At 38.5% G+C, this 22,834-nt stretch carries 19 protein-coding genes and 2 tRNA genes; 12 read left to right on the forward strand and 9 right to left on the reverse strand.

Going from position 1 to position 22,834, the window contains the following annotated elements; all coding sequences use genetic code 11:
* Positions 1 to 13: 13 nt before the first annotated feature.
* Entirely contained in the window at positions 14 to 253 is a 240-nt protein-coding gene (locus V6260_RS13490; RefSeq protein ID WP_002963045.1) for a DUF2960 domain-containing protein, read from the reverse strand.
* Positions 254 to 353: 100 nt separating this feature from the next.
* On the opposite strand from V6260_RS13490, the gene V6260_RS13495 reads away from it, so the two are divergent.
* From V6260_RS13495 to V6260_RS13505, 3 genes are all read left to right on the forward strand, one after another.
* Positions 354 to 605: a hypothetical protein gene (locus V6260_RS13495; RefSeq protein WP_008135690.1), complete on the forward strand. Its 252-nt coding sequence runs from the start codon at positions 354 to 356 to the stop codon at positions 603 to 605.
* 201 nt (positions 606 to 806) lie between these two features.
* A complete protein-coding gene (gene pnuC, locus V6260_RS13500; protein ID WP_341594668.1) occupies positions 807 to 1,424 on the forward strand; it encodes a nicotinamide riboside transporter PnuC in 618 nt (205 codons plus the stop codon).
* A 3-nt stretch (positions 1,425 to 1,427) separates the two neighbouring features.
* The gene (locus V6260_RS13505) at positions 1,428 to 2,228 is read left to right on the forward strand and encodes a phosphotransferase (RefSeq protein ID WP_341594669.1); all 801 of its coding nucleotides are present in this window, start codon (positions 1,428 to 1,430) and stop codon (positions 2,226 to 2,228) included.
* 5 nt (positions 2,229 to 2,233) lie between these two features.
* Here V6260_RS13505 and V6260_RS13510 read toward each other — a convergent pair whose 3' ends face one another.
* Entirely contained in the window at positions 2,234 to 2,416 is a 183-nt protein-coding gene (locus V6260_RS13510) for a helix-turn-helix domain-containing protein (protein WP_341594670.1), read from the reverse strand.
* Between the two features lie 248 nt (positions 2,417 to 2,664).
* Between V6260_RS13510 and V6260_RS13515 the strand changes: the two genes are divergently transcribed.
* A tRNA-Arg gene (locus V6260_RS13515) sits at positions 2,665 to 2,739 on the forward strand.
* A 428-nt stretch (positions 2,740 to 3,167) separates the two neighbouring features.
* Positions 3,168 to 4,388 (forward strand): HD-GYP domain-containing protein, encoded by a 1,221-nt coding sequence (locus V6260_RS13520; RefSeq protein WP_341594671.1) that lies wholly within the window; start codon positions 3,168 to 3,170, stop codon positions 4,386 to 4,388.
* Here the strand turns inward: V6260_RS13520 and V6260_RS13525 are convergent.
* Positions 4,348 to 4,671: a hypothetical protein gene (locus V6260_RS13525; RefSeq protein ID WP_341594672.1), complete on the reverse strand. Its 324-nt coding sequence runs from the start codon at positions 4,669 to 4,671 to the stop codon at positions 4,348 to 4,350. The genes V6260_RS13520 and V6260_RS13525 overlap by 41 nt on opposite strands.
* 284 nt (positions 4,672 to 4,955) lie before the next feature.
* Between V6260_RS13525 and V6260_RS13530 the strand changes: the two genes are divergently transcribed.
* Positions 4,956 to 6,218, forward strand: a complete 1,263-nt coding sequence (locus V6260_RS13530; RefSeq protein ID WP_341594673.1) for an outer membrane protein transport protein — start codon at positions 4,956 to 4,958, stop codon at positions 6,216 to 6,218.
* Positions 6,219 to 6,335: 117 nt separating this feature from the next.
* On the opposite strand, the gene V6260_RS13535 is transcribed toward V6260_RS13530, so the two are convergent.
* The 3 genes from V6260_RS13535 to pepA all read right to left on the reverse strand — a co-directional run bounded on the left by V6260_RS13535 (position 6,336) and on the right by pepA (position 11,357).
* A complete protein-coding gene (locus V6260_RS13535) occupies positions 6,336 to 9,191 on the reverse strand; it encodes a valine--tRNA ligase (protein ID WP_341594674.1) in 2,856 nt (951 codons plus the stop codon).
* Positions 9,192 to 9,244: 53 nt separating this feature from the next.
* Positions 9,245 to 9,691: a DNA polymerase III subunit chi gene (locus tag V6260_RS13540; RefSeq protein WP_341594731.1), complete on the reverse strand. Its 447-nt coding sequence runs from the start codon at positions 9,689 to 9,691 to the stop codon at positions 9,245 to 9,247.
* A 154-nt stretch (positions 9,692 to 9,845) separates the two neighbouring features.
* Positions 9,846 to 11,357 (reverse strand): leucyl aminopeptidase, encoded by a 1,512-nt coding sequence (pepA, locus tag V6260_RS13545; protein WP_341594675.1) that lies wholly within the window; start codon positions 11,355 to 11,357, stop codon positions 9,846 to 9,848.
* Between the two features lie 308 nt (positions 11,358 to 11,665).
* Here pepA and lptF point away from each other — a divergent pair, with 308 nt between their 5' ends.
* Positions 11,666 to 12,778: an LPS export ABC transporter permease LptF gene (gene lptF / locus V6260_RS13550; protein ID WP_341594676.1), complete on the forward strand. Its 1,113-nt coding sequence runs from the start codon at positions 11,666 to 11,668 to the stop codon at positions 12,776 to 12,778.
* Positions 12,775 to 13,842, forward strand: coding sequence for an LPS export ABC transporter permease LptG (lptG, locus tag V6260_RS13555; protein WP_341594677.1), 1,068 nt, complete (start codon positions 12,775 to 12,777; stop codon positions 13,840 to 13,842). The genes lptF and lptG overlap by 4 nt, the downstream gene beginning before the upstream one ends.
* A 76-nt stretch (positions 13,843 to 13,918) precedes the next feature.
* On the opposite strand, the gene V6260_RS13560 is transcribed toward lptG, so the two are convergent.
* Positions 13,919 to 14,419: an RDD family protein gene (locus V6260_RS13560; RefSeq protein WP_138682113.1), complete on the reverse strand. Its 501-nt coding sequence runs from the start codon at positions 14,417 to 14,419 to the stop codon at positions 13,919 to 13,921.
* Positions 14,420 to 14,701: 282 nt separating this feature from the next.
* On the opposite strand from V6260_RS13560, the gene V6260_RS13565 reads away from it, so the two are divergent.
* A tRNA-Leu gene (locus tag V6260_RS13565) sits at positions 14,702 to 14,786 on the forward strand.
* Positions 14,787 to 15,221: 435 nt separating this feature from the next.
* Here the strand turns inward: V6260_RS13565 and V6260_RS13570 are convergent.
* The gene (locus tag V6260_RS13570) at positions 15,222 to 16,505 is read right to left on the reverse strand and encodes a sensor histidine kinase (protein WP_341594678.1); all 1,284 of its coding nucleotides are present in this window, start codon (positions 16,503 to 16,505) and stop codon (positions 15,222 to 15,224) included.
* Positions 16,502 to 17,851, reverse strand: a complete 1,350-nt coding sequence (locus V6260_RS13575; RefSeq protein WP_341594679.1) for a sigma-54 dependent transcriptional regulator — start codon at positions 17,849 to 17,851, stop codon at positions 16,502 to 16,504. The genes V6260_RS13570 and V6260_RS13575 overlap by 4 nt, the downstream gene beginning before the upstream one ends.
* 355 nt (positions 17,852 to 18,206) lie before the next feature.
* Here V6260_RS13575 and V6260_RS13580 point away from each other — a divergent pair, with 355 nt between their 5' ends.
* The 3 genes from V6260_RS13580 to V6260_RS13590 all read left to right on the forward strand — a co-directional run bounded on the left by V6260_RS13580 (position 18,207) and on the right by V6260_RS13590 (position 22,717).
* Positions 18,207 to 19,457 carry an efflux RND transporter periplasmic adaptor subunit gene (locus tag V6260_RS13580; protein WP_341594680.1) on the forward strand — a complete coding sequence of 417 codons (1,251 nt, stop codon included), beginning with the start codon at positions 18,207 to 18,209 and terminating at the stop codon, positions 19,455 to 19,457.
* Between the two features lie 11 nt (positions 19,458 to 19,468).
* Positions 19,469 to 20,203, forward strand: coding sequence for an ABC transporter ATP-binding protein (locus V6260_RS13585; RefSeq protein ID WP_282098398.1), 735 nt, complete (start codon positions 19,469 to 19,471; stop codon positions 20,201 to 20,203).
* Between the two features lie 81 nt (positions 20,204 to 20,284).
* Positions 20,285 to 22,717, forward strand: a complete 2,433-nt coding sequence (locus V6260_RS13590) for an ABC transporter permease (protein ID WP_341594681.1) — start codon at positions 20,285 to 20,287, stop codon at positions 22,715 to 22,717.
* Positions 22,718 to 22,834 lie beyond the last annotated feature (117 nt).

Raw genomic sequence — 22,834 nt, forward strand, 5'->3', positions numbered from 1 at the left:
CAATTGGGTGTAATTACTCTTTTATGAAGTAAATGTCGCTAAAGCCCATACGGGCAAATTCTTGGTCGCGAAAGTTACGAACAGAAGCAGACCCTTTTGAGGTCATTTCTATTTGGCGTACCATGTTTAAGTAATTTGTTAAATCAATACCCTCGGCAGCAGCAATAGCTTGATACATGTCGTGGTATTTATCTTTTGCGAAGTTAATCTCGCGCGGTTGGTTTTTAAATGTATACGTTATTCTGCGTGCCATAATAAGCTCAGTAAAATTGAGTGTTAGTCTAATTTTACACTGATTTGAACTGGCATTGAATGATTTGTTTAAATCAAATAATTAAAAAGTAGAGTTTAAAATGAAATTATCAGTAGAGATCAGTAAATATCCACTTCACCAAGATTACATTCCGTTTATTAAAGGCTTTATTGACCGCTTAAACGAATACGAAGATTTAAAAGTGATTACTAATACACTATCAACGCAAATTTTTGGTGATTATGATTTAGTAATGCAGGTGTTAAATACCGAAATTAAGCGCTCATATGAAGAATTTGGTAAAGCTATTTTTGTATGTAAGTTTCTCTCTGGCGATTTATCGCCTGAATAACCTATAATACCAACCTGCATAAATCTTTGATCAATTTAACGAATTAAATTGCACTATAACGTCATTAAAAATTTTTTATTTAGAACAACTAGATACAAAAATTTTTGCCTAGTTCTAGCGTGATTTTCTTAACGTTAAATAGACCCCGTATATAAGCAGATTGGTATAACAATCGGCACAACTAAACGGTAACTGCATAATATGGACTTATTAACACAAACCTTAAGCGGTTTTACAGCAATGTCGCATTGGGAATACATTGCGGTAGGGTTGTCGATGGCGTACTTATTATTGGCAATAAAAGAAAGCTTATGGTGTTGGCCAGCAGCATTTTTTAGCACGCTCATTTATACAATAATGTACTGGAATGGCGCACTACTCATGGAGTCATTACTTAATTTTTATTATATGTATATGGCTGTATTTGGGTGGGTTGTATGGCGAAAGGGCAAAGCTGAGAATTTAAATATTACATCATGGTCGATAAATCGTCATGCTGTTTTAATTAGTTTAACAACCGTAGCTGCAATTACAATTGGTTACGTTATGCAAAACTATACGCATGCCGATTTTGCTTATCTTGATAGTTTTACAACATGTTTTGCCGTAGTAACTACTTACTTAGTTGCTAAGAAAGTCCTCGAAAACTGGCTGTACTGGATTGTAATAGATGCCGCTTCTATGTATTTATATTATGAAAAAGGCTATTACCCAACGCTTGCGCTATTTATATTTTATACCATTATGGCGGCGTGGGGATTTAAAACCTGGTACGAAGAGTACGAACAAAGCCAAGCTAAGCCTTTAGCACAGCTTTAATTAATGATTGAGCATACCCAGTTAGTAAAAGTGTGTAGTGCGTTTATAGAGCCTACAAGTATTGTTTCAACGGAGCGATTACTTAATGGCTTTAGTAACGATAACTTTTTAATACGCACGCAACAACACGCTTATTTATTAAAATACTATAAGTCAAAGTGGCCGACAGTTGGCTTGAAAGCACAGCATGACTTGAGCAATCAACATATTTGCCCCAAGCCAATTTGGACCGATGAAGTTAATAAATATGCAGCTTTTGATTATATTGAAGGCGATATAGCGCAAGCTAGTTTTTCAAAGGACCTTATTAATAAGCTTATTAAAGTACACAACTATACTGTTTCTACTACGCGAATGAATATCACTAGGGAACTTATTTTTTATCAATGTAGTAATGTATATCAACAAAATAAATCGCATCTAGAACGAGCGTTAAAAGCCATTGCAAATATGCCTTTTAACGAAGGCTTTTGTCATAATGATTTGGTAAAAGAAAACATTATTGTTAATGATTCAGGAATGTATTTAATTGACTTTGAATATGCACAAATTAATGATGTTTACTTCGATTTAGCGGCCATTGTTGTGAGCTTTAATTTAGGCGAACGTTGTAAATCAGCGCTTTTAGAGAATTATGAAAGTTGTGTAGAGCATGAGAGTGGGTTTTATTCATCAATGTACAAGCTTGATTGTTATACATTAGTTTTTCTAGTTTTATGTATTGGTTGGTATGAGCAGCGCGACGTAAACTCGAAATCTCTAGGGTTACGCGCGCAGCTAACTAAATTAATCAGTCATTTATAAAGCTCTTAAAGGCCACCGAAACGTGCGGCAAGCTCTTTGTATTTAGCAACTTCATCGGCATCAAATTGTGGATCACCATTTTCATCTTCTGATTTAGCAATAAGTAAACTTTCTCTGGCAAGTCGTTTTACTCGCTCAGACTTTACGCCTAAAAACTCAGCTGTTTGCTCAGTTGACATTAAACTCATAATTACTTCCTCGTATTAATATTTATAAACAGCACTATATAATAGTGATTTTGTTATAAAGTCGTTACTATTTTTTTATAATAATACGAATAAATAACGCGTTTTAAGCTTATTGGGAAGCATTTTATTTGAAATAGCTTAATTTGCGACCATGTAAACGATTGGCGCTGGCAATTATCTAAAGATATCTTTATCATTGCTGACGCTAAAGCACTGATATCGCGAGTTAGTGTGGCGGCAACAAATGTGCTCTCGTGGTGAAATGGATATCACGTGGCCCTCCGGAGGCTGAGTTGTAGGTTCGATCCCTACCGAGAGCGCCATTTGCTTTAATATTATTAGTGATAGTATTCGTTATCACTTCATTACTAGTGACAAAGTAATATTATAACTTTCTAGGCCTGAGGCCTCAAATCTGACGCTTACTACGTTAAAGATTTATTACGACATAGATGATTGAAGTTGTGTGATGCAAGAGTGGCTGTTGATAACAACTAAATCATGAATTTTTGTCCTGTTATTGACGACGTTTTCACCTCAAAATAATTTACTTAATTAAGTAAATTGGTATCATTAAATACACCATTCAGCTTAATGTATTTTATTGCTATTTATATTGAATCGCTTTTAATGATGTTAGATATAGTCCTTTTTGGTCATATATCATTAACTATAACTCAAAAGCTAGACTTTTATGCTTAATAAATGTTATTTAATGAACTGATTCCCTAACTATAGACCCTCTATTTCTATGCTAATCACTTTACCTATATCTGAACTTAGACCTGGCATGTACGTTGATAGCGTTACTAAGCAGCAGGAAGAGATCAATAATATAAAGATAAAAACAAGTGGTTTAGTAAAAGACACATCTATTATAAAACGCCTAATTGCTGAAGGTGTATTAGAACTATCTATTGATTTTGATAAAAGTGATATAGCTATCCCTGCTAAATATCAAAGTGAAGTCGATACTAAAGATACTCAAAGTAGCATTAGGAGAAGACAAGCTCCATCGAAAGTCATAATGACGGTACAACATGAATTTGCAAAAGCAAGTCATGCATATGATCAGTATGATCGTAAACTACAAGTTTTATATAGTGATTTATCATCTGGGCTTAGCATAAATAAAACACTTCTTGATGAAATTGTTAATGATATCGTCGCATCTGTTTTTCGAAATGAAAATGCTATGACTATACTAACGCGTATCAAAGATAAGCATAGTTACAATTGGCGTCATATGATTAATTGTGCAATATTTGCTGCAGTATTTGCAAAGTATCTAGGGTATGAAAGAGCGGTAGTAGAAGAATTCGCTATGGGAGCTTTAATACATGATCTTGGGCAAGCAAAGTTACCACAAGGTATTTTTTCAAAACCTGGGAAAGTTACAAGTAGTGAACTAATAGCGATAAAAAAACATGTTTCTCAAGGTTTAGGACTAGTAAAAAATGAGAAAGGGGTCACTTCATTAATGGTTGATATGATAGTTAACCATCATGAACGATTAGATGGAACTGGCTATCCTCGAGGCGTTACTGCTAATGAATTAAGTAAGCCAGCTCGGATTATGGCAATTGTAGATGTGTATGATGCAATGACTGCTGATAGGCCCCATCAAGATGGTGACGAGCCTATAAATGTTTTACGCTACTTATTAGCTAATAAAAAAATGTTTGATAGTGAGCTAGTACAACACTTTATTAAGTGTTTAGGTGTGCATCCTGTGGGAACTATTGTAAAGCTGACTAACGAACGGCTAGCACTAGTGCTAGAAGGTAATAAGCTCAACCCAATCAAACCTAAGGTAAAGCTATTTTATAACGCTAAACACAACCACTATGTTACCGCAAAAGATATAGATTTAAGTGATGAATTTGAAGAACTTAAAATTTTAGCAAGTGTAAAACCCGCAGACTATCAAATTAATTTGTCTCGTTTACTAAAAGAGCATTTGTTGATGTAGTTTTCTTACATTTTTTGTATTTACTTTTCTTTTGCGAAATAATCGCTCCTAAAAAACAACTCCCCATCAAAATTAACCATAATAAAGTACCTAACTCTACATGAAGCGCAAAACAGCACAGCGCAAAAGAGGTTAATGCATTTAGCATTGCTCCTAGCCAATAATAATTTACCGGGTTATCACATTGCCCAGCTTGTGTGCATGCGCAATAGTTTGCTTTACAGAAGAAAAATACACTTGCACCGCAAAATATTAGTCCTGCAATAATAAATGAAATGATCACAGCGTTACTTCCTTAGTGATTTTATAAAGAGTGTAATTTGCTCTATATTTCAAGTCAATCTAAATGATAATTAATTACAATTAGAGCTAATGCTCTAATACCACACTTCTCGTCCGATGAGTTTTAAATAGTTGTTAAAATGTCGTTAAAAAACATGTTTTTTGCTATTTTTTGACGTATTCATAGAGTTTTTTACAAAAAATTAAGGTAGTGTAGCCAGGTTTCAAACCCTAATAACAACACACATAGCTACCCAAACAGTTTGTTTGGTTAAGGATTCAACAATGAAATTTTCTAAAACTCTTATTGCAGCTTCGCTTGCATTTGTTTCGGCTGATAGTTTTGCAGCTGCGTTTCAATTATCAGAGCAGAATGCATCGGGTTTAGGCCGTGCATATGCTGGAGAAGCCTCTATCGCAGACGACGCGTCTGTAGTTGCTCGTAATCCAGCACTAATGACTTTATTCAAAGACAAGCAGCTAAGCGTTGCAGCTATTGGTGTAATTCCAGATGTAAGCTTAGAAGGTGAAGGCGCACCAACTGGTATTGATCAATCTTCATTAGATGACGATAGCATTGCACCAAGTGCAGTGGTACCAGCTGCTTATTTCACAATGCCTTATAATGATAAGGTTTCACTTGGTTTTGGTGCATTTTCTAACTTTGGTTTATCAACTGATTTTGATGATGATTATTCGGCAGGTCAAATTGCCGGTAAAACAGAAATATTTACTGTGAACTTAAACGCGAGTGTTGCATATAAAGTAACCGATAAATTTAGTTATGGTATTGGTTTAAACGTAATTTATGCAGATGCAGAAATTGTTCGTCATTTAGGCACTACTCCATTACCTATACCTGCTAAAACTGAAGTTGTAAACCTTGAGGGTGATGACACTGGCTATGCTTTGAACATTGGTTTAATGTATCAACTAGATGATAACAGCCGTTTTGGTTTTAATTACCGTACAGAAACAGATATTACATTTGAGGGTACTTACTCTAACCAGTTACCTATGACAGCAATGACACCACAAGGGTTATCTGGAGCCGAACTTCCGGGCTCTGTAGAGATAACACTTCCAGCAATAGCCGAGTTTTCAGGTTCTCATCAGTTAGATGAAAAACTAGGTCTTCATTACAGCATTTTGTGGACAGGTTGGAGTAGTTTTGATTCATTAGAAGCACTAGTTACACCAACATCTGGTGATAAGTTTAGTGCATTTAATAAAGATGAAAGCTTCTCTGATTCATATCGTTTTGCCGTTGGTTCAGACTACCAGTTAAACGAAAGTCTATTACTTCGTGCAGGTGTAGCATTTGATGAGTCTCCAGTTTCACAAGATCACCTATCGATTTCTATTCCTGATACAGATCGTTTTTGGTTCTCATTTGGTGGTAACTACGCAATTGATAAAAACTCAGACGTTGATCTTGGTGTAAGTATTATCCGTGGTAAGACTCAGAACTTTGAGGAAGAAGACTTTGAGTTCGAATCTAAAGGTCATGCAGTACTTATTGGCGCTCAGTACAACTACAAATTCTAATATTTGTATAAATGCTTAGAGTTTAGGCTCTGGGCACAAAAAAGCCGCTCACTTTAATTAAAGTGAGCGGCTTTTTTAATGCCTATTAAATAGTGTTAATAGGCATTCTATGAAAGCTTATAAGCTTTCTATTTTAGTTTTTTGCTCAAGTAGCTTAGTTTTAGCGTCAGTGAATTCAGCTAATTTAGCGTTTTCTTTTGCAAGTACAGCCTCTGGTGCGTTGTTAACAAACTTTTCGTTAGCGAGTTTGTTTTGCACTTGTGCTAAGCCCTTTTCAGCTTTTTCTAGCTGCTTATTAATACGTGCAAGCTCAGCTTCAACGTCAATTAAGCCCGCCATTGGGATCATGATTTCAAGATTGCCAACATAAGAGGTTGCACACGCAGGTGCTCCGTCTTTGTTTTCAAGCATGGTAAACTCTTCAAGCTTCGCAAGTGATGCCAAAAATGATTTGTTTTCTTCAATACGGCGCACATCGTCGCTCGATGCATTAGCAAGTAATACGCTCAGTGGCTTACTTGGGCTAATGTCCATTTCACCACGAATGTTACGAATAGCTAAAATGAATTGTTTAACCCACTCTAAATCGTCCATTGCTTGTGCATCAACGCTTGCTTCATTATAAACAGGGAAGCCTTGTACCATAATGCTAGTGCCTGTAGTTTCAAGGCCTGCAAGTGGTGCTACACGTTGCCAAATTGTTTCAGTGATGTATGGCATCATTGGGTGCATTAGGCGTAGTAAGCTCTCAAGTACGGTAATAAGTGTATTACGTGTACCGCGCTGTTGTGCTTCACTGCCTTTAAATAATACGGGCTTAGTTAGCTCTAAGTACCAATCACAGAACTGGTTCCAGGTGAATTCGTAAAGTGTATTAGCGGCTAAATCAAAGCGGTAGTTATCAAGGTGCTCAGTGTAGGTTTTAACGGTTGCTTCATATTGGCCTAAGATCCAACGATCAGCTAACGAGAATTCTTTTTCAGCATCGTTTGCAAAGCCACAATCTTGCTCTTCTGTGTTCATTAGTACGTAACGACTCGCGTTCCATAGTTTATTACAGAAGTTACGGTAACCCTCAAGGCGGTTCATGTCCCAGTTAATATCACGGCCGGTAGATGCCATTGCTGCAAGGGTAAAGCGAAGCGCATCGGTACCGTGAGCTTCAATACCATTTGCAAATACTTTGCGGGTATCTTTTTCTATTTTTGCAGCAAGTTTTGGCTGCATCATGTTACCAGTACGCTTTTGTACTAAATCTTCAAGCTCAATGCCGTCAATCATATCTAGTGGGTCAAGTACGTTACCTTTAGATTTCGACATTTTATCGCCGTTGTCGTCACGTATTAAGCCCGTTACATACACTGTTTTAAATGGCACTTGTGGTTTGCCATTTTCATCTTTTATAAAGTGCAGCGTCATCATGATCATGCGCGCAACCCAGAAAAAGATAATATCAAAACCTGTTACCAATACGTCAGACGGGTGGAAGGTTTTTAAATCATCGGTGTTTTCTGGCCAGCCTTGCGTTGAGAAAGTCCAAAGCGCAGACGAGAACCAAGTATCAAGTACGTCTTCGTCTTGGCTGAGTGTTACGCTATCTGCGATGTTGTTTTCACGGCGAACTTCTGCTTCATCGCGACCAACAAATACATTGCCTTCATTGTCGTACCAAGCTGGGATACGGTGACCCCACCAAAGCTGGCGTGAAATACACCAATCTTGTACATCGTTCATCCACGAGAAGTACATGTTTTCGTATTGCTTAGGTACAAATTGAATGTCGCCGTTTTTAACTGCATCTTTTGCAGGTTCAGCAAGTGGTGCAACACGTACATACCATTGGTCGGTAAGTAGTGGCTCAATTACCACACCAGAACGGTCGCCGTAAGGAACGGTTAGGCCATGGTCTTCAATTTTTTCAAGTAGGCCAAGTTCTTCAAATTCAGCCACAATTGCTTTACGCGCTGCAAAACGGTCAAGGCCGTGTAAGCGCTCAGGAATTGGCGCATCAAACTCAAGTTCTTTACCGTCAAAGGTGTATGTTTCACCTTGCGTTAAAATAGCAGCGTCTTTATCGAAAATGTTAATCATTGGCATCTTGTGACGTTTGCCAACTTCGTTATCGTTAAAATCGTGTGCAGGAGTGATTTTTACGCAACCTGTGCCTTTGTCTTTATCGGCATGTTCATCTGCAACAATAGTAATACGACGATTAACGATAGGTAGTAAAATGTCTTTACCGATTAAGTCTGTGTAGCGTTCGTCATCTGGGTTTACTGCAACACCCGAGTCACCAAGCATAGTTTCAGGGCGCGTGGTGGCAACAATAATATAGTCTTTACCGTCTTGTGTTTTAACGCCATCGGCTAATGGGTAACGTAAGTTCCACATGTGCCCTTGTTTGTCTTTGTTTTCAACTTCAAGATCAGAAATAGCTGTGTGTAATTTTGGATCCCAGTTTACTAGGCGTTTACCACGGTAAATTAGGTTTTCTTTGTGAAGGCGTACGAATACTTCTTTAACAGCTTCAGATAGGCCATCGTCCATAGTAAAACGTTCACGGTCCCAATCAACTGATGCACCAAGGCGACGTAATTGCTTAGTAATGGTGCCGCCTGATTCGTTTTTCCATTCCCAGATTTTATTAATAAAATCTTCACGGCCTAAATCGTGGCGAGTTTTACCTTCTTCAGCGTGTAGTTTGCGCTCAACCAACATTTGCGTTGCAATACCTGCGTGGTCAGTACCTACTTGCCATAATGTGTTGTTACCTTGCATACGTTTAAAACGCGTTAGGGTATCCATTATTGTATCTTGGAAGGCGTGGCCCATGTGCAAGCTACCAGTGACATTTGGCGGCGGGATCATAATTGAATATGGTACGCCTTTGCCAGATGGCTTAAAGTAGCCTTTTTGTTCCCAGTCTTGATATAGAGACTGTTCAATATCTTGCGGATTGTAGGTTTTATCCATTACACAGAACCTTAAATAAGTACTTAAATTAGTTGGTTAGTTTGCCTGATTGGCTAGCTATTTATATCTTGCGTGGTGAGATTGGCACCGAGTTGACGTAGCTTTTTAAAGCGTTCGCGAGCAGCTTGCTTAGCACTACGTTCTACGGGGACAAAATCAAAAACTTGGTTAAACCGACGAATAAAATCCGGTAATTGAGTGGCCAAGTTAATTAAAACTTTACGATTGCCAACAGGTGGCGTAATGCCAATCTCTACAGGTGCGCCGCCTTTTGGGCCCTCACCTTGTAGATTATGTGGCACAAAACTATCTGGGTCGAATGCCCAAATTATTTCATCAATGGCACAGGCAGTTTCGTTATCGTTTACACAAATAAATACACGCTGCCCATTTCGATACTGATCGGCCGCAACTTGTGCAGCCAAAGTAAAATGATCATCAGCCTGGGCTTTAGACTCATCTTGTTGCTTTAGAACGAAAAATTTAGCGTTCATGTTCATTGTATCGGGGTTTCCCATGACATTGAATGCATACCAATTTGATACACACAAATTAAGAGGCAGATTTTGCCATATAACCTGGTTTGCTTCAATTAATACACAAATAAATAAGGCGCCAAATGGCGCCTTATAAGTAGCTTTTTACAGAGTATGTTTAATCTTGAGCGGCTTCACTTATACCGGCTCTGTTTAATAAATACTGAGTAAGCATAGGAACAGGACGGCCAGTTGCGCCTTTTTTAGCGCCACTGCGCCATGCTGTACCGGCAACATCTAAATGTGCCCAATTATACTTTTTAGTAAATTTAGATAAGAAACATGCTGCAGTAATAGTTCCCGCAGAACGCCCGCCTAAGTTTGTAAAATCGGCAAATGGGCTTTCTAGTTGATCTTGATAGTCATCCCATAACGGTAACTGCCATGCACGGTCGCCACTTTGCTCAGAGGCTTTTAATAAGTCATGCGCCAGCGGGTTATGATTTGAAAGTAACCCCGTAGCATGTGCACCAAGGGCCACAATACATGCGCCAGTTAATGTTGCTACATCAATAACTGTATCTGGGTCAAAGCGCTCAACGTATGTAAGTGCATCACATAATACTAAGCGGCCTTCAGCGTCGGTATTAAGTACCTCAACAGTTTGCCCTGACATTGTTGTTAATATATCACCTGGGCGATATGCATTAGAGCTAGGCATGTTTTCACAGCCTGCTAAAACACCAATTACGTTAATCGGTAATTGCATTTGTGCTAATGCACGCATTGCGCCAATAACACCCGCTGCACCGCCCATGTCGTATTTCATTTCATCCATGGCTTCGCCAGGTTTAATAGATATACCGCCTGAATCAAACGTTAGGCCTTTACCAACAAGTACAATAGGGGCTTGGTCATCGCTTGCGCCTTTGTAGTTAATAATAGACATAACAGATTCATTATCACTACCACGGCCAACTGCTAAGTATGAGTTCATACCAAGCTCTGCCATTTTTTCTTCGCCAACAATATCAACAGTAATATTATCAAAATTGGTTGCCAGCTCTTGAGCTTGCTCGCCTAAATACGCAGGGTTACAAATATTAGGTGGCATGTTAGCCACGTCTTTGCACAGCTTACTGCCTGCTGCAATAGCTAAACCGTGCTCAATAGCGCTTTCGCCAATAGTAAGTTCGCGACGAGTAGGCACATTGAATACCATTTTACGAAGTGGGCGACGCGGGTCTACTTTTTTACTTTTTAGCTGGTTAAACGTATATAAACAATCTTGCGTTGTTTCTACTGCTTGACGAACTTTCCAGTAAGTGTCGCGACCTTTAACGTGTTGCTCTGTTAAAAAACAAACAGCTTCCATAGAGCCAGTTTCGTTTAAGGTATTAATAGTCTTAGAAATAATTTGTTTATATTGCTTATCATCAAGCTCACGTTCTTTACCACAACCAACAAGCAATATGCGCTCGCTTAATACATTTGGTACATGATGAAGTAATAAAACTTGCCCTGGTTTGCCTTCTAGGTCGCCACGGCGAAGTAAATTTGAGATGTAACCATCACTGATTTTATCAAGTTGTTCACCAATGGGGGATAACCTACGTGGCTCGTAAACGCCAACTACAATACATGCGCTGCGTTGTTTTTCTGGGCTACCACTTTTTACGTTAAATTCCATTGTCACTCCTGATTTTGAGTCATTTAAGTTATAAATTGGGGCTAAAAAATTATTTTCTAGTCTTAATTACGTAACTTATGTAGAGATAGTTTTAATTTTAACTGACTTTACTAGACTCTTACTGTGTAATTGAACTTTATATGCTTAAGGGCTACTAATGCAACATTATATCCTGCACTTAGGTAGGATAATTAATTTTGATGGCTTATAATAATAGCCTATTTGCCAGTTTTAACTGGGTAAAATAGCTATTTAACTATTCAACACTCACTTTTGTAGTGAAATTCCATGTTTAACAGGGGCGAGCATTGCTTATTTTTCGTTATTTGACCGCTGAGGTTTTAAAATCGCAGGTCGCCGTATTTTTAACTTTAATGACTATATTTTTGTCACAGAAGTTTGTTGTTATTTTAGGTGATGCTTCTGAAGGCAGTATTCCAGCTAAATTAGTGCTATCTATGATTGCACTAAAACTTCCGCAACTTGCCTCGCTAATACTTCCGCTGAGTATATTTTTAGGCATTATTTTGGCTTACAGCCGTATTTACGCCGATAGCGAAATGACCGTACTTAAAGCTTGTGGTGTAAGTGAGTGGTATGTGGTGCGCGTGACGCTTATATCAAGTGTTGGACTTGCCATATTAGCCGCAGCACTGACTATGTATATAGCACCGTGGGCAAGCGAGCAAGAGTACCAATTAAAAGAGCAAGCTAAAGCTGATGCAGGGTTATCAGCACTCAGAGCTGGGCGTTTTCAAGAAACTGGTAACGAAAAAGCCGTGGTGTTTATTCATAATATTGAAAATGGTGGTAAAGAGCTCAATAAGGTGTTTGTTGCACAGTTGCCTGATAGTGAAAAAGACAACCTTGCACGTTTGGTCTATGCCGAGCAAGGTGTGGTGGTTGAAGCTGTAAATGGTGAACAACAGCTAGTTCTTACTGACGGCAAGCGCTACGAAACTGATGGCAAAACACCAGCACTTAATTTAACGGAGTTTGATGGTTACAGCGTACAAATCCGAGAGCAAGAAATAGAGCACCAACGTCGTAAATTAGAGGCTGTGCCAACCAATCAATTGCTCGCAATTAATACTTCTGAATCTATAGCGCAGTGGCAGTGGCGACTCGCAATTCCGTTATCAATCCCATTACTTACCTTACTGGCAGTTCCATTAAGCGTGGTTAATCCTCGTCAAGGTAAATTTGCAAAACTAGTGCCGGCTATTAGCTTGTACTTAGGCTACTTTATTTTACTAAATGCCGCTAAATTTGCAGTTGAAGATGGTAAAATCCCGCCTTCAATTGGCTTGTGGTGGATTCACCTGAGCGCCTTGTTTATTGGCGGATTATTAATTATAAAAGGGCGGCCACTGGGCGTCTGGCTTAAGGCCATTGTCACTAAGCGGGAGTTAGGCTTATGATGAAAACACTTGATTGGTATTTAGGCCGTAGTATTTTACAAACGACAGGCTTTGCATTGTTGGTATTAGTTGGTATTAGCACCCTAATTAAATTTATCGACCAGTTAAAGTCAGTTGGGCGCGGTAGTTATGATTTAATGGTAGCTATGCTTTACACACTTTACACAATACCGAGTGATTTAGTGGTGTTTTTCCCGATGGCTGCATTAATCGGAGGCTTAACCGGCCTAGGTGCACTTGCTTCAAACAGTGAGCTTGTCGTAATGCAAGCAGCTGGTATGTCACGGTTGCAAATAATTGGCTCTGTAATGAAAACGGCTATATTTATGGCTGTCTGTATGATGGCTCTAGGTGAGTGGGGAGCACCTGAAGCGCAGCTACATGCAAAAGAGATGCGTAATCAAGCAATACATGGTGGCGATGTATTTAATGCTCAAAAAGGTGTTTGGGCAAAAGATGGCAACAACTTTATTAATATTGAAGATGTAGATCAAAACGGAAAGTTAAATGGTTTGCACATGTACCACTTTGATAAATCGTTGGATTTAACGCAAATAACAAAAGCCCGTGAGGCCGTAAGCCGAGATGAAGGCTGGTTATTACGTGATGTAAATAAAGTACATATAACAGATGATGAAATTAGCAGTGAACAAATAAAAGAAGAGTTTTATCCATCGCAATTAACAGCTGAAAAGCTAGGTGTGGTATCGGTAAAACCTGAGTCATTATCGTTTACTGGGCTTTGGTCATACTTAGGCTACTTAAAGCAAAATGAGCAAGATACAAGCACCTACGAGTTAGCGTTATGGCGAAAAATAATGCAGCCAGTATCGGTTGCGGTTATGTTGCTGGTGGCGCTGTCGTTTATATTTGGCCCGCTGCGAACTGTAACAATGGGCGCACGTATTATTATGGGTGTGGTGACAGGTATTGTATTTCATCTAACGAATGAAATATTTGGCCCTGTGGTTATGGTTTACCAAATACCAGCAATTATTGGTGCGGTGCTACCGAGTGTAATATTTATAAGTTTTGCTACATACCTTATGAATAAGCGGGTGTAGTATTATTGCTAAGCATTAAAAAAGGGTGACCACTTCAAATGGTTACCCTTTTTGCTTTTAGCCACTTTAATTAGTACTAATCAAGCTCGCGGTAAATGCGTTTATTTTCTTCTTTGGTAAGCGCTATTACCTCTGTTTTAGAGAGATAGTCTTGCAGTGCTTTATTGTTTTTAAAATCAACTAATACCAGCAAATTACCTAAACCAAGCAATGCACAAAGGCTGCGAATAATAGCCTGTGGCCAGCTAATTAAGTTACCTTCAAGAGTTTGCACCTTTAAACGCCATGCACGCATACCGATTGTTTGACCGCTTTTAGTCCAAAAATAGCCAAAAAATACCAAGGTAACAATAACAAGTAGGGCGCTTCTAATACTTGAAAATAATAACGATTCTTGAATAAGTGCCGATACATCTTCAGCGCCATTTAAACTAATAACATCGAGGATAATAAGCCCTTGTACGGCAAACAAATAGAGTACAACCGTTAACATAGCAAACGCAATAATGGCTAACGTATCGTAGACTAACGACGCAAAGCGACGCCAAAAACCAGCACGTGGAAACTCACCCGACATAAATATACTCTCACTATTAATATGCGCGCTAGTTTAGCAAAAAAGCTTACAAATACTAAGCGCTATAGTTTAGCGATACTATTTAACCTAATAATTACTTTTATAAATGTTAATAGGTGGCTAAATGTTAAGCGGTTGATCATGCTAATGTCATAAAGTGCTTGCTGCTCCCCCTATTGTTTGTATAATGCTTGGCATAGAGACGAAGGCACATAAATAATCCTTAGCTCTAAAGTGGTTTTTCTTTATCTTCTCTTGTTTAGAAGGTTAAAGAAAAATGATGCCAGCGTGATGAAATTGGTAGACATGGGGGATTCAAAATCCCCTTCCGAAAGGAGTGGCGGTTCGAGTCCGCCCGCTGGTACCACTTTTTACAACCTCTGCTAGTTTTAGCAGAGGTTTTTTTATGCCTGAAATTTGAGTGGGGTGGACTCGGGCGCCACTCAAGTGGCGCTAATATCAGTTACAGTCCGCCCGCTGGTACCACTTTTTATAACCCTAACCAGATTGGTTGGGGTTTTTTATACCTAAAATTTATGAAGGCTTACTCGAGCCCACTGAAGTGGCGCTAATATCAGTTACAGCCCACCTGCTGGGTGAGAGTGAACCGAAACGAAGTTTCGCAGTTACTCGAAGTGAGTTCATGGATGAACGATGGATACTGCTTCAGGGATGAATTAAGTATTCGTAATAAAATTTGTGGGGCGGACTCGAGCACCACTGAAGTGGCGCTAATATTAGCTATAGTTTACCTGCTGGGTGAGAATGAATCGAAACGAAATATCATAGTTGCTTAAATCTACTATATTGGCAGTAAAATTGTAGCTACAGCGCCTTTGATGTCACCTCTATTTACTAAATTCAAACTGCCATTGTGTTGCTCAATTACGTTACGACAAAAGCTGAGACCAATGCCCTGGCCTTGTTGTTTAGTGGTGTAAAACGGCACAAATATATTATCCGGGTTTGCAAGGCCATGTCCGTTGTCAGAAATAGTAATGCAGTTCACCGTGTTTTGAGTGTTAATTTTCAATGCTATTTTAACCGGGCAGGAACTGGCTTCTATGGCATTTTTTATCAGGTTAATAATTACTTGATGTAAAAATGTACGATCGGCATTAAAAGTTGGGCAGTTAATGCTACGAGTAAACTCAACATCAGGGTAAATAGCGCAAACTTGATTAAAAAAAGCCTGACTGTCTATCGTAACAATGTTGAGTGAAAGGGCTTTATTTATATCACCGTAGCGGGTTACAAACTCATTTAGGTGATTACAACGCTCACTTATTACGTTTAACGCTTGTGCCTGACGCGGCTCGGTAAGTTTTACCGCGAGGTTTTCGGCCATACCAATTACCGGAGTAAGCGAATTACGAATTTCGTGGCCGAGTACGCGAATTATTTGCTGCCATGCTTGTAGTTGGTTTTCGCGAAGAGCAGAGGTGATATTAATCATTACAATAAGTTGATGGCAACTGCCTAGCTCTATAAATTCACTGTGGCGTATCTGCCATTGCTGCGCAGTAATCGCATCGCTGAGTTGCCAATGAGCATCATGCTTTATAAGCCCTAATGCCTCTGCACTTGAGTAGCGCATAGTTTGCCATGGTGTATTTTTAAATTCGCTATATGCGTTGTTGGCATAGCTCAGCTTATTGTTTTGATCGAGCACCATTATTGGTACATTAAAGTGCTCAATTAGCTGATATACCAAAAATACATGCTGATCATAACGTGATTTCTTTTTAAATAATTCTTCACTTAAAGTAATTAAGCTTTGCTGCAATCGGTTGATGCTTCCGCCTTGGTAGCTCGGTTTAACGAGTTGGTTGTAGTCCTCATTCAAAATAGCATCTAGGTGGGCATGGTTACGATTAAAGCTACTTATAACTTTGTTATAAGTACTCATAAACAACTTAAAATAAATAACTAAAAATAGCACTGCAATTGTGACTGAACTTGCTGTCGACAAGGTAAAGTATTGGCTAATAAAATAGCAACCAATTGCAGATAAACAACCGCTTAGTGCAGCAAAGCTTATTAAACTACGCTCTAATGAAGAGCTAAAAAGCCAGCGTGCTTTCATACCGTAATGCCGTACTTTTCAAGACGACGGTACATAGATGATTTACCCAGACCTAATAACTTCGCAGCGTTAGGAATGTGGCCTTGAGTTTGTTTTAGTGCTAAATCAATGAGCTGTCGTTCAGCACTTTCTAGGGTCATTAATGGTAGCGTATTATTAGCTTGGTTATTATTTAGGTTAAGGTGACTTGCACTTAAGGTATCTGTTGTTGCTAATAAAACTGCGCGTTCAATAACGTGGCTTAACTCGCGTACGTTGCCTGGCCAAGAGTAGTGTAATAATGCAAGCTTGGCACAATCAGTAAGCTTTATTAAATTATGGTTATACTTTTTGGCGTGATGGCTTATAAAGTGCTCACAGAGCGGGATTATATCCTCTACACGTTCTCGCAATGGCGGAATAACAAATTCAAGCGTATTTAATCGATAATATAAATCTTCTCTAAATGCGCTACTAGCGATGAGTTTACTAAAATCCCCATTGGTAGCACTTATCAGCCTAACATTAGCTTTTTTAGTGTAACTTGCACCCACCATTTCATATTCTTGATTTTCAAGCACTCGCAGTAACTTAGCTTGTTGAGGGAGCGGAATATTTGCAATTTCATCTAGAAATAAACTACCATTCTCAGCTAGTTCAAAGCGACCAATACGTTCACTTTTAGCATCTGTAAACGCGCCTTTTTTATGCCCAAACATTTCACTTTCAAATAACGACTCTACAATTGCGCCCATATTTACTGCAATAAAAGGCTGAGTTTTACGAGCTGATTGTTGATGTATCCATTGGGCTAACTGACTTTTACCTGTGCCATTTTCTCCGGTTAGTAATATATTAGCATCAGTTTTGGCTACTTTTTCTAGTTGCTCAATCAGTTGTTGCATTGCTGTTGAGTTATAAATAAAAGGCTGCGAGGGATGATCGTTTAATTGCTGCTGTAACTTTTTATTTTTCTTAGTGAGATCATTAAGTGTTAGCTGTTGCTGAAGTAACTTTAATAGTCGCTGATTTTGCCAAGGTTTTTCAATAAAGTCGCATGCCCCTTGTTGCATTGCACGTACAGCTAAGTCAACGCTTGACCAGGCAGTCATTGCTATAACAGGAATCGCTAACTGTTTTTTTTGTACATACTGTAAAAAAGCCATTCCTTCATTACCAGACGTTGTATCGCGCGAGAAATTCATATCGAGCAAAATTAGATTCACAGCCTGGTCTGTTTCAAGCAATGCTTGTGCCTCAAAAGGATCGCTGCATTCAAGCACCAGATAACCACTATCTTCTAAAATAAATCGCGCGCTTAGACGAATTTCGAGGCTATCTTCGATGATCAAAATAGTGGCAGGCATAAACTTCCAAGTAAAAGGGGGAAACTAAATTATTGTAGCGTAAAGCGATTTCTATGCCAGTGATTTTATCTATTGAATTTCAAACTGTTAATAATAAAACAAGGCTAAATACTCACGCATTAGTCCGAAATCGGACTGTGATGGTTCGGTTTCGGTACTGCCAAAGAGGTTAATAAAAGTATAACTTTGAAAATTAGGGCTATGAGTTTCAAATTGGTACTGAGGAGTCCGTTATTGCTGTTATTTATTAGAAAAAGTAAGCAATATTATAGTTAATCTCATGTATTTATTTAGTTTTTAATGTTGGCACGTGTTTCGCTTTAGCTTAAATATACAAAGCATTAAGCAGTGAAATATGGATATAGCAAAAACAACAAATACAAAAGCTTTAGCTATTTGGCAAAAATTAATTTTAGCCGCAGCTGTTATTGTAATAATTGGGGTTATTTATCAACAAAGTAACCAAGCTGGAGTATCCGTTTCGCGTAGTAATATTATTGTTGCAACGCTAAAGCAAGGCGCGCTAGACATTACAGTGACGGGTTATGGAGAATTAAAATCGGCACAGCAGCAATTACTTACCGCTAAAACAGCAGCCACAGTTAAAGCTATTTTATTAAAGCCTGGCGCTATTGTCAGTAGCGACTCTGTAATTGTGCAACTTGCAAACCCTGAACTCGATCAACAGTTACAAAGTGCTGAGCAAGAACTTAATAAATTGAATGCGAACTTGCGCCAAACAAAGCTTAATAATACGCGAGAGCTGTTAAATGAGCGCTCCCATGTGGCACAAAGTTATGCTGCGTATGAAAATGCCAAACTAAAATTAAAAGCAGAAGAAGCCCTTGTTAAGCAAGGGATTGTATCTACCTTAAATTACCAGCGTAGTGTGCTTGATGAGCAACAACTTAGCCAGCAATTGGCAATTGCAAAGCAGCGTGCAGAGCAATTAAAAGAAGTACATAAAGAGGCGCAAAGTATTCAGTTGGAGCAAATAAAACAGCAGCAAGGGATTGTTGTTATGTCACAAACAAAGCTTACTAATTTGTCTATAAAAGCAGGGATAAATGGTGTGTTACAGCGCTTACCTGTGGAGCTTGGGCAAAGTGTGAACGCAGGGCAAGAAATTGCATTAATAGGCTCGGTTGATAACTTAATTGCTTTGATCCAAGTTCCACAAAATCAGGTTGATGATATTCGTTTAGGCCAAGTTGCACGAGTAGATACACGCCGAGGTATAGTTGATGCGCGCGTTACGCGTATAAGCCCTGTAATCGTTAATAATACGGTAGAAGTAGAGCTTGCTTTGCCTAAAATATTACCCGAAAACGTGAGGCCGCAACTAAGTGTTGATGCAAATATTATTGTTGCAAAGCTCACTAATGTTACCTTCATAGAGCGCCCGGCAAACGTTAAACCCTATACCGAAGTTGCGCTATATCAGCTTAACCCAATATCAGGTGATGCTAGTTTAGTTAAAGTGAAATTTGGTCGTTTAGCTGGACGCTATATTGAAGTGTTAGGTGGTGTAGCTGCTGATCAGCAGTTAATAATTTCAGATTTAGCCAACCTTACTCAAACCAACCAAACAATTCACATAAATTAAGGATGAATGCAATGGCAGAGCAAATAAATAAAGCCCTTAAAAGTGTCGTGCTAGAAATGAAAGCACTTAGTAAAGTTTTTGAAACTGATGAGCTGCAAACTTATGCGCTTCGCAGTATTGAATTAAAAGTTTACAGTGGTGAATATTTGTCTATATCTGGGCCATCAGGGTGCGGTAAATCAACATTATTATCAATCCTAGGTTTACTTGATATGCCAACGAGTGGTGAATATTTTATTGATGGTGTGAATGTTTCTAAGCTTAAACTAAATCAAGCTGCTGACATTAGAAACGCTAAAATAGGTTTTATTTTTCAGTCATTTAACCTAATTGATGAACTAAGTGTATTTGATAATGTGGCATTGCCACTTCGCTATCATCACTCTAAACCAAACAAGCATGAGATTGCTGAAAAAGTAAAAGCGTGTCTTGAAAAGGTAGGGCTTGGACATCGAATGAGCCATAAACCAAGCCAACTTTCAGGTGGTCAGCAACAACGTGTTGCCATAGCACGTGCTTTGGTAGCAGAGCCTACAATTTTGCTGGTGGATGAGCCAACAGGTAATCTTGACTCAAAATCGGGTGACCAAGTAATGCAAATATTGACTGATTTAAATAATGCGGGAACAACTATTTGCATGGTAACTCATGATCCTCGCTATGCCGATATGGCAAGTCGTCAGCTAAAACTCCTTGATGGTGAATTACTTGGTGAAATAGCGGTAAAAGAGCCATTAAATGCTTAAGTAGCTCTTTATCAGCGAGAATAAGATGAAAATATTTAAAACAAAAACCGTGATTAATCAGTTACTCAAAGGAGTGAAGTAATGACTTACAATTTTAAAAATGCATTACTCAATATTACAAAGCATAAAATTTATAGTGTAAGTGTTGTCGCAACCTTGAGCATTGTTTTGGCTGCGTTAATTACTGTACTTACGCTTGCGTATATTATGCTGATAAAGCCATTGCCTTATCCTGAACAAGCACGGTTAGTTAAAGCTGAGTATGCGCAAATAGACTCAACAGGGTCGCTTAATACACGTGCATTTAATTACCCTGCGCTAATTGATTTATATAAAAACCATAACGTATTTGAACAAGTCGCTTTGGTGTATTACGCACAACAACGCCTCGATGATGTGGCTGGCTTGCCCATCGTAAATACATCATTTGTAACACCGCAGTGGTTTGATTTATTTGCTATTAAGTTACATTTGGGGCGTGGTTTTAGCCAAACAGAGAAGCTAGATAGTTTTAATCCTGTGGCAGTGATCAGCTATCAAACATGGATAAATGATTTTGCTGCTAAAGAAGATATTATTGGCCAAAAGTTGGGTGTAGGGGGGCAACAATTTAAAATTATTGGTGTAGCTGCTGCCAATTTTAAAGCTCCAGCCCTTATCAAAACAGGCCAAGAAACGGCTATATGGCTGCCTTGGGATTACAATCTAACATCTGAAGAAGCCAAACCTTTTTGGTGGAACCGTTATTCAAACAGCCATTTTGTTGCTAAATTACCAAGTAATATAAATCGAGTTCAAGCAAGTAAAAAGCTATCTCAGTATGTTGATAACGTGTGGCAGCAACATATTACAACAGAGGCATTTTTTGCCGGTTGGCATATTCAGCTTGAGCTTAATCCACTGCAAAATGTAATATTAAAAGAAACGCCGAAAAATATTTATTGGCTTATTTTAGCTGTGCTAGGTTTGGTTATTATTGCGTGTGTAAACATTAGCAATGTATTTATAGTTCGTACAGCTGCGCGTAAGCATACCTTAGCACTAAGTGCTGCCGTAGGCGCAACACGGTTTATTTTGTTTAAACAATTTTGGCTTGAAATTGTATTATTAATAGGAAGTGCAAGCTTTATAGGTCTTACTCTATCAGCTGTTATTTTGGCTGAGTTGAGTCATTTAGCGCAGGCCATATTACCTCGAGCAAGCGAGTTGTCGGTTAATATGGCCTCAGTACTTATTGCGGTATTGAGCTGTTTAATACTGAGCACTCTATTTGCCTATTTGTGTACGCGTATTATTAATTATCGTGAATTAATCGGTGGCTTAAAGTCAGCAGGAAAAGGCAAAACTGTACAGGTAAGTAAGCGTGTTTGGCAAAGCTTGGTGGCATTTCAGGTTGCAATTACATGTACTTTATTATTTATTAACCTTTTAATCTTTAACGTTAATAATGCCAATATAAAAGAAGCTTTCACACTGCCTATTAAGCAACTAACCAGTGTTGAAATTAACTTAGCTAATTATTTATCAGCAAACAGAGAAAAAGCAAACCAAGTACTAAATCAAGCAGCTAATGAAATAGCTTTATTGCCAGAAGTCGCTCAGATTAGCCGCTCATCCTCACCTATCAATGATAATTTAATTACTTGGTCACTCATTGAAGTTACGCACAATAAACAAGTGCTACCGTCAGGTAAATCCGTTGATGAGCATTATTTTTCAGTACTTAAACAACCTATTCTGCAAGGGCGTAGTTTTACAGCTGAAGATGTTAAAAGTGACGCTAATGTAATAGTTATCAATGATGTACTTGCCAAGCAGTTATCAAGTGATGGTAACGCATTAGGAATGCGCTTAAGTTTCGATATTACATCTGGTCGTGAAAACGATTTAACAATTATAGGTATTGTTAAGGCGATGCCAATTCCTGGTAAAGCACTAAAAGAGCCTAAAGCCTTTTTGACACGTGAAGGGTATCGCTCATTTATTATAGAGCTTAAAAATAATCAACAATTAAAAAAACAAACGCTTAATACGTTATTGCAAAAAATAGATGCGGGCATTTCGGTGCATAAACTTGAGTCGTTAAATTCTCAGCGTGATACTGCATTATTTCGACAATACGTTGTATCAGCTACGACTATAGCGTTAATTGTTGCGACAATAGTATTAACTAGCATTGGCTTGGTGAGTATTATGCGTTACTCAGTGCAGTTACGACGTGCAGAAATTGGCATTCGTTTGTGTATAGGCGCTAAACCGTTAGATTTATTTTTGTTAGTATTTAAGCAAAGTGGCGCTGGTATTTTAATAGGGGTTTTATTAAGTGTTGGTATTTTATTTTTACTGCAACAGCAATTACAAAATATAGCTAATACAGTACCTACGTTAACTCAGCTAGTATTATTCCTTACTACCCTAATATTTGTAGTAACTCTTGGTGCAATAGCATGTTACTTACCTCTAAATACACAATTAAAGCGCCCAGCAATTTCAGGCATACAAAGCGAAAGCTAAAACTTTTGTACAGCATGGCTTTTAAATTGGTAGCAAGCCCTAATATTTAGTTTCTAGGTGTGGTTGTTACAATACAACTGCACTTATAAATTACAATCTAATGAACAGGTCTGTTAA

Origin of the sequence: Pseudoalteromonas aliena, assembly GCF_038155085.1 — a bacterium.
In the GTDB taxonomy this organism is placed as follows: domain Bacteria; phylum Pseudomonadota; class Gammaproteobacteria; order Enterobacterales; family Alteromonadaceae; genus Pseudoalteromonas; species Pseudoalteromonas aliena_A.

Coding starts and splice junctions, on each gene's coding strand:
- V6260_RS13490 (WP_002963045.1), bottom strand. CDS start 253: ATGGCACGCAGAATAACGTATACATTTAAAAACCAACCGCGCGAGATT.
- V6260_RS13495 (WP_008135690.1), top strand. CDS start 354: ATGAAATTATCAGTAGAGATCAGTAAATATCCACTTCACCAAGATTAC.
- pnuC (WP_341594668.1), top strand. CDS start 807: ATGGACTTATTAACACAAACCTTAAGCGGTTTTACAGCAATGTCGCAT.
- V6260_RS13505 (WP_341594669.1), top strand. CDS start 1,428: ATGATTGAGCATACCCAGTTAGTAAAAGTGTGTAGTGCGTTTATAGAG.
- V6260_RS13510 (WP_341594670.1), bottom strand. CDS start 2,416: ATGAGTTTAATGTCAACTGAGCAAACAGCTGAGTTTTTAGGCGTAAAG.
- V6260_RS13520 (WP_341594671.1), top strand. CDS start 3,168: ATGCTAATCACTTTACCTATATCTGAACTTAGACCTGGCATGTACGTT.
- V6260_RS13530 (WP_341594673.1), top strand. CDS start 4,956: ATGAAATTTTCTAAAACTCTTATTGCAGCTTCGCTTGCATTTGTTTCG.
- V6260_RS13535 (WP_341594674.1), bottom strand. CDS start 9,191: ATGGATAAAACCTACAATCCGCAAGATATTGAACAGTCTCTATATCAA.
- V6260_RS13540 (WP_341594731.1), bottom strand. CDS start 9,691: ATGAACATGAACGCTAAATTTTTCGTTCTAAAGCAACAAGATGAGTCT.
- pepA (WP_341594675.1), bottom strand. CDS start 11,357: ATGGAATTTAACGTAAAAAGTGGTAGCCCAGAAAAACAACGCAGCGCA.
- lptG (WP_341594677.1), top strand. CDS start 12,775: ATGATGAAAACACTTGATTGGTATTTAGGCCGTAGTATTTTACAAACG.
- V6260_RS13560 (WP_138682113.1), bottom strand. CDS start 14,419: ATGTCGGGTGAGTTTCCACGTGCTGGTTTTTGGCGTCGCTTTGCGTCG.
- V6260_RS13570 (WP_341594678.1), bottom strand. CDS start 16,505: ATGAAAGCACGCTGGCTTTTTAGCTCTTCATTAGAGCGTAGTTTAATA.
- V6260_RS13575 (WP_341594679.1), bottom strand. CDS start 17,851: ATGCCTGCCACTATTTTGATCATCGAAGATAGCCTCGAAATTCGTCTA.
- V6260_RS13580 (WP_341594680.1), top strand. CDS start 18,207: ATGGATATAGCAAAAACAACAAATACAAAAGCTTTAGCTATTTGGCAA.
- V6260_RS13585 (WP_282098398.1), top strand. CDS start 19,469: ATGGCAGAGCAAATAAATAAAGCCCTTAAAAGTGTCGTGCTAGAAATG.
- V6260_RS13590 (WP_341594681.1), top strand. CDS start 20,285: ATGACTTACAATTTTAAAAATGCATTACTCAATATTACAAAGCATAAA.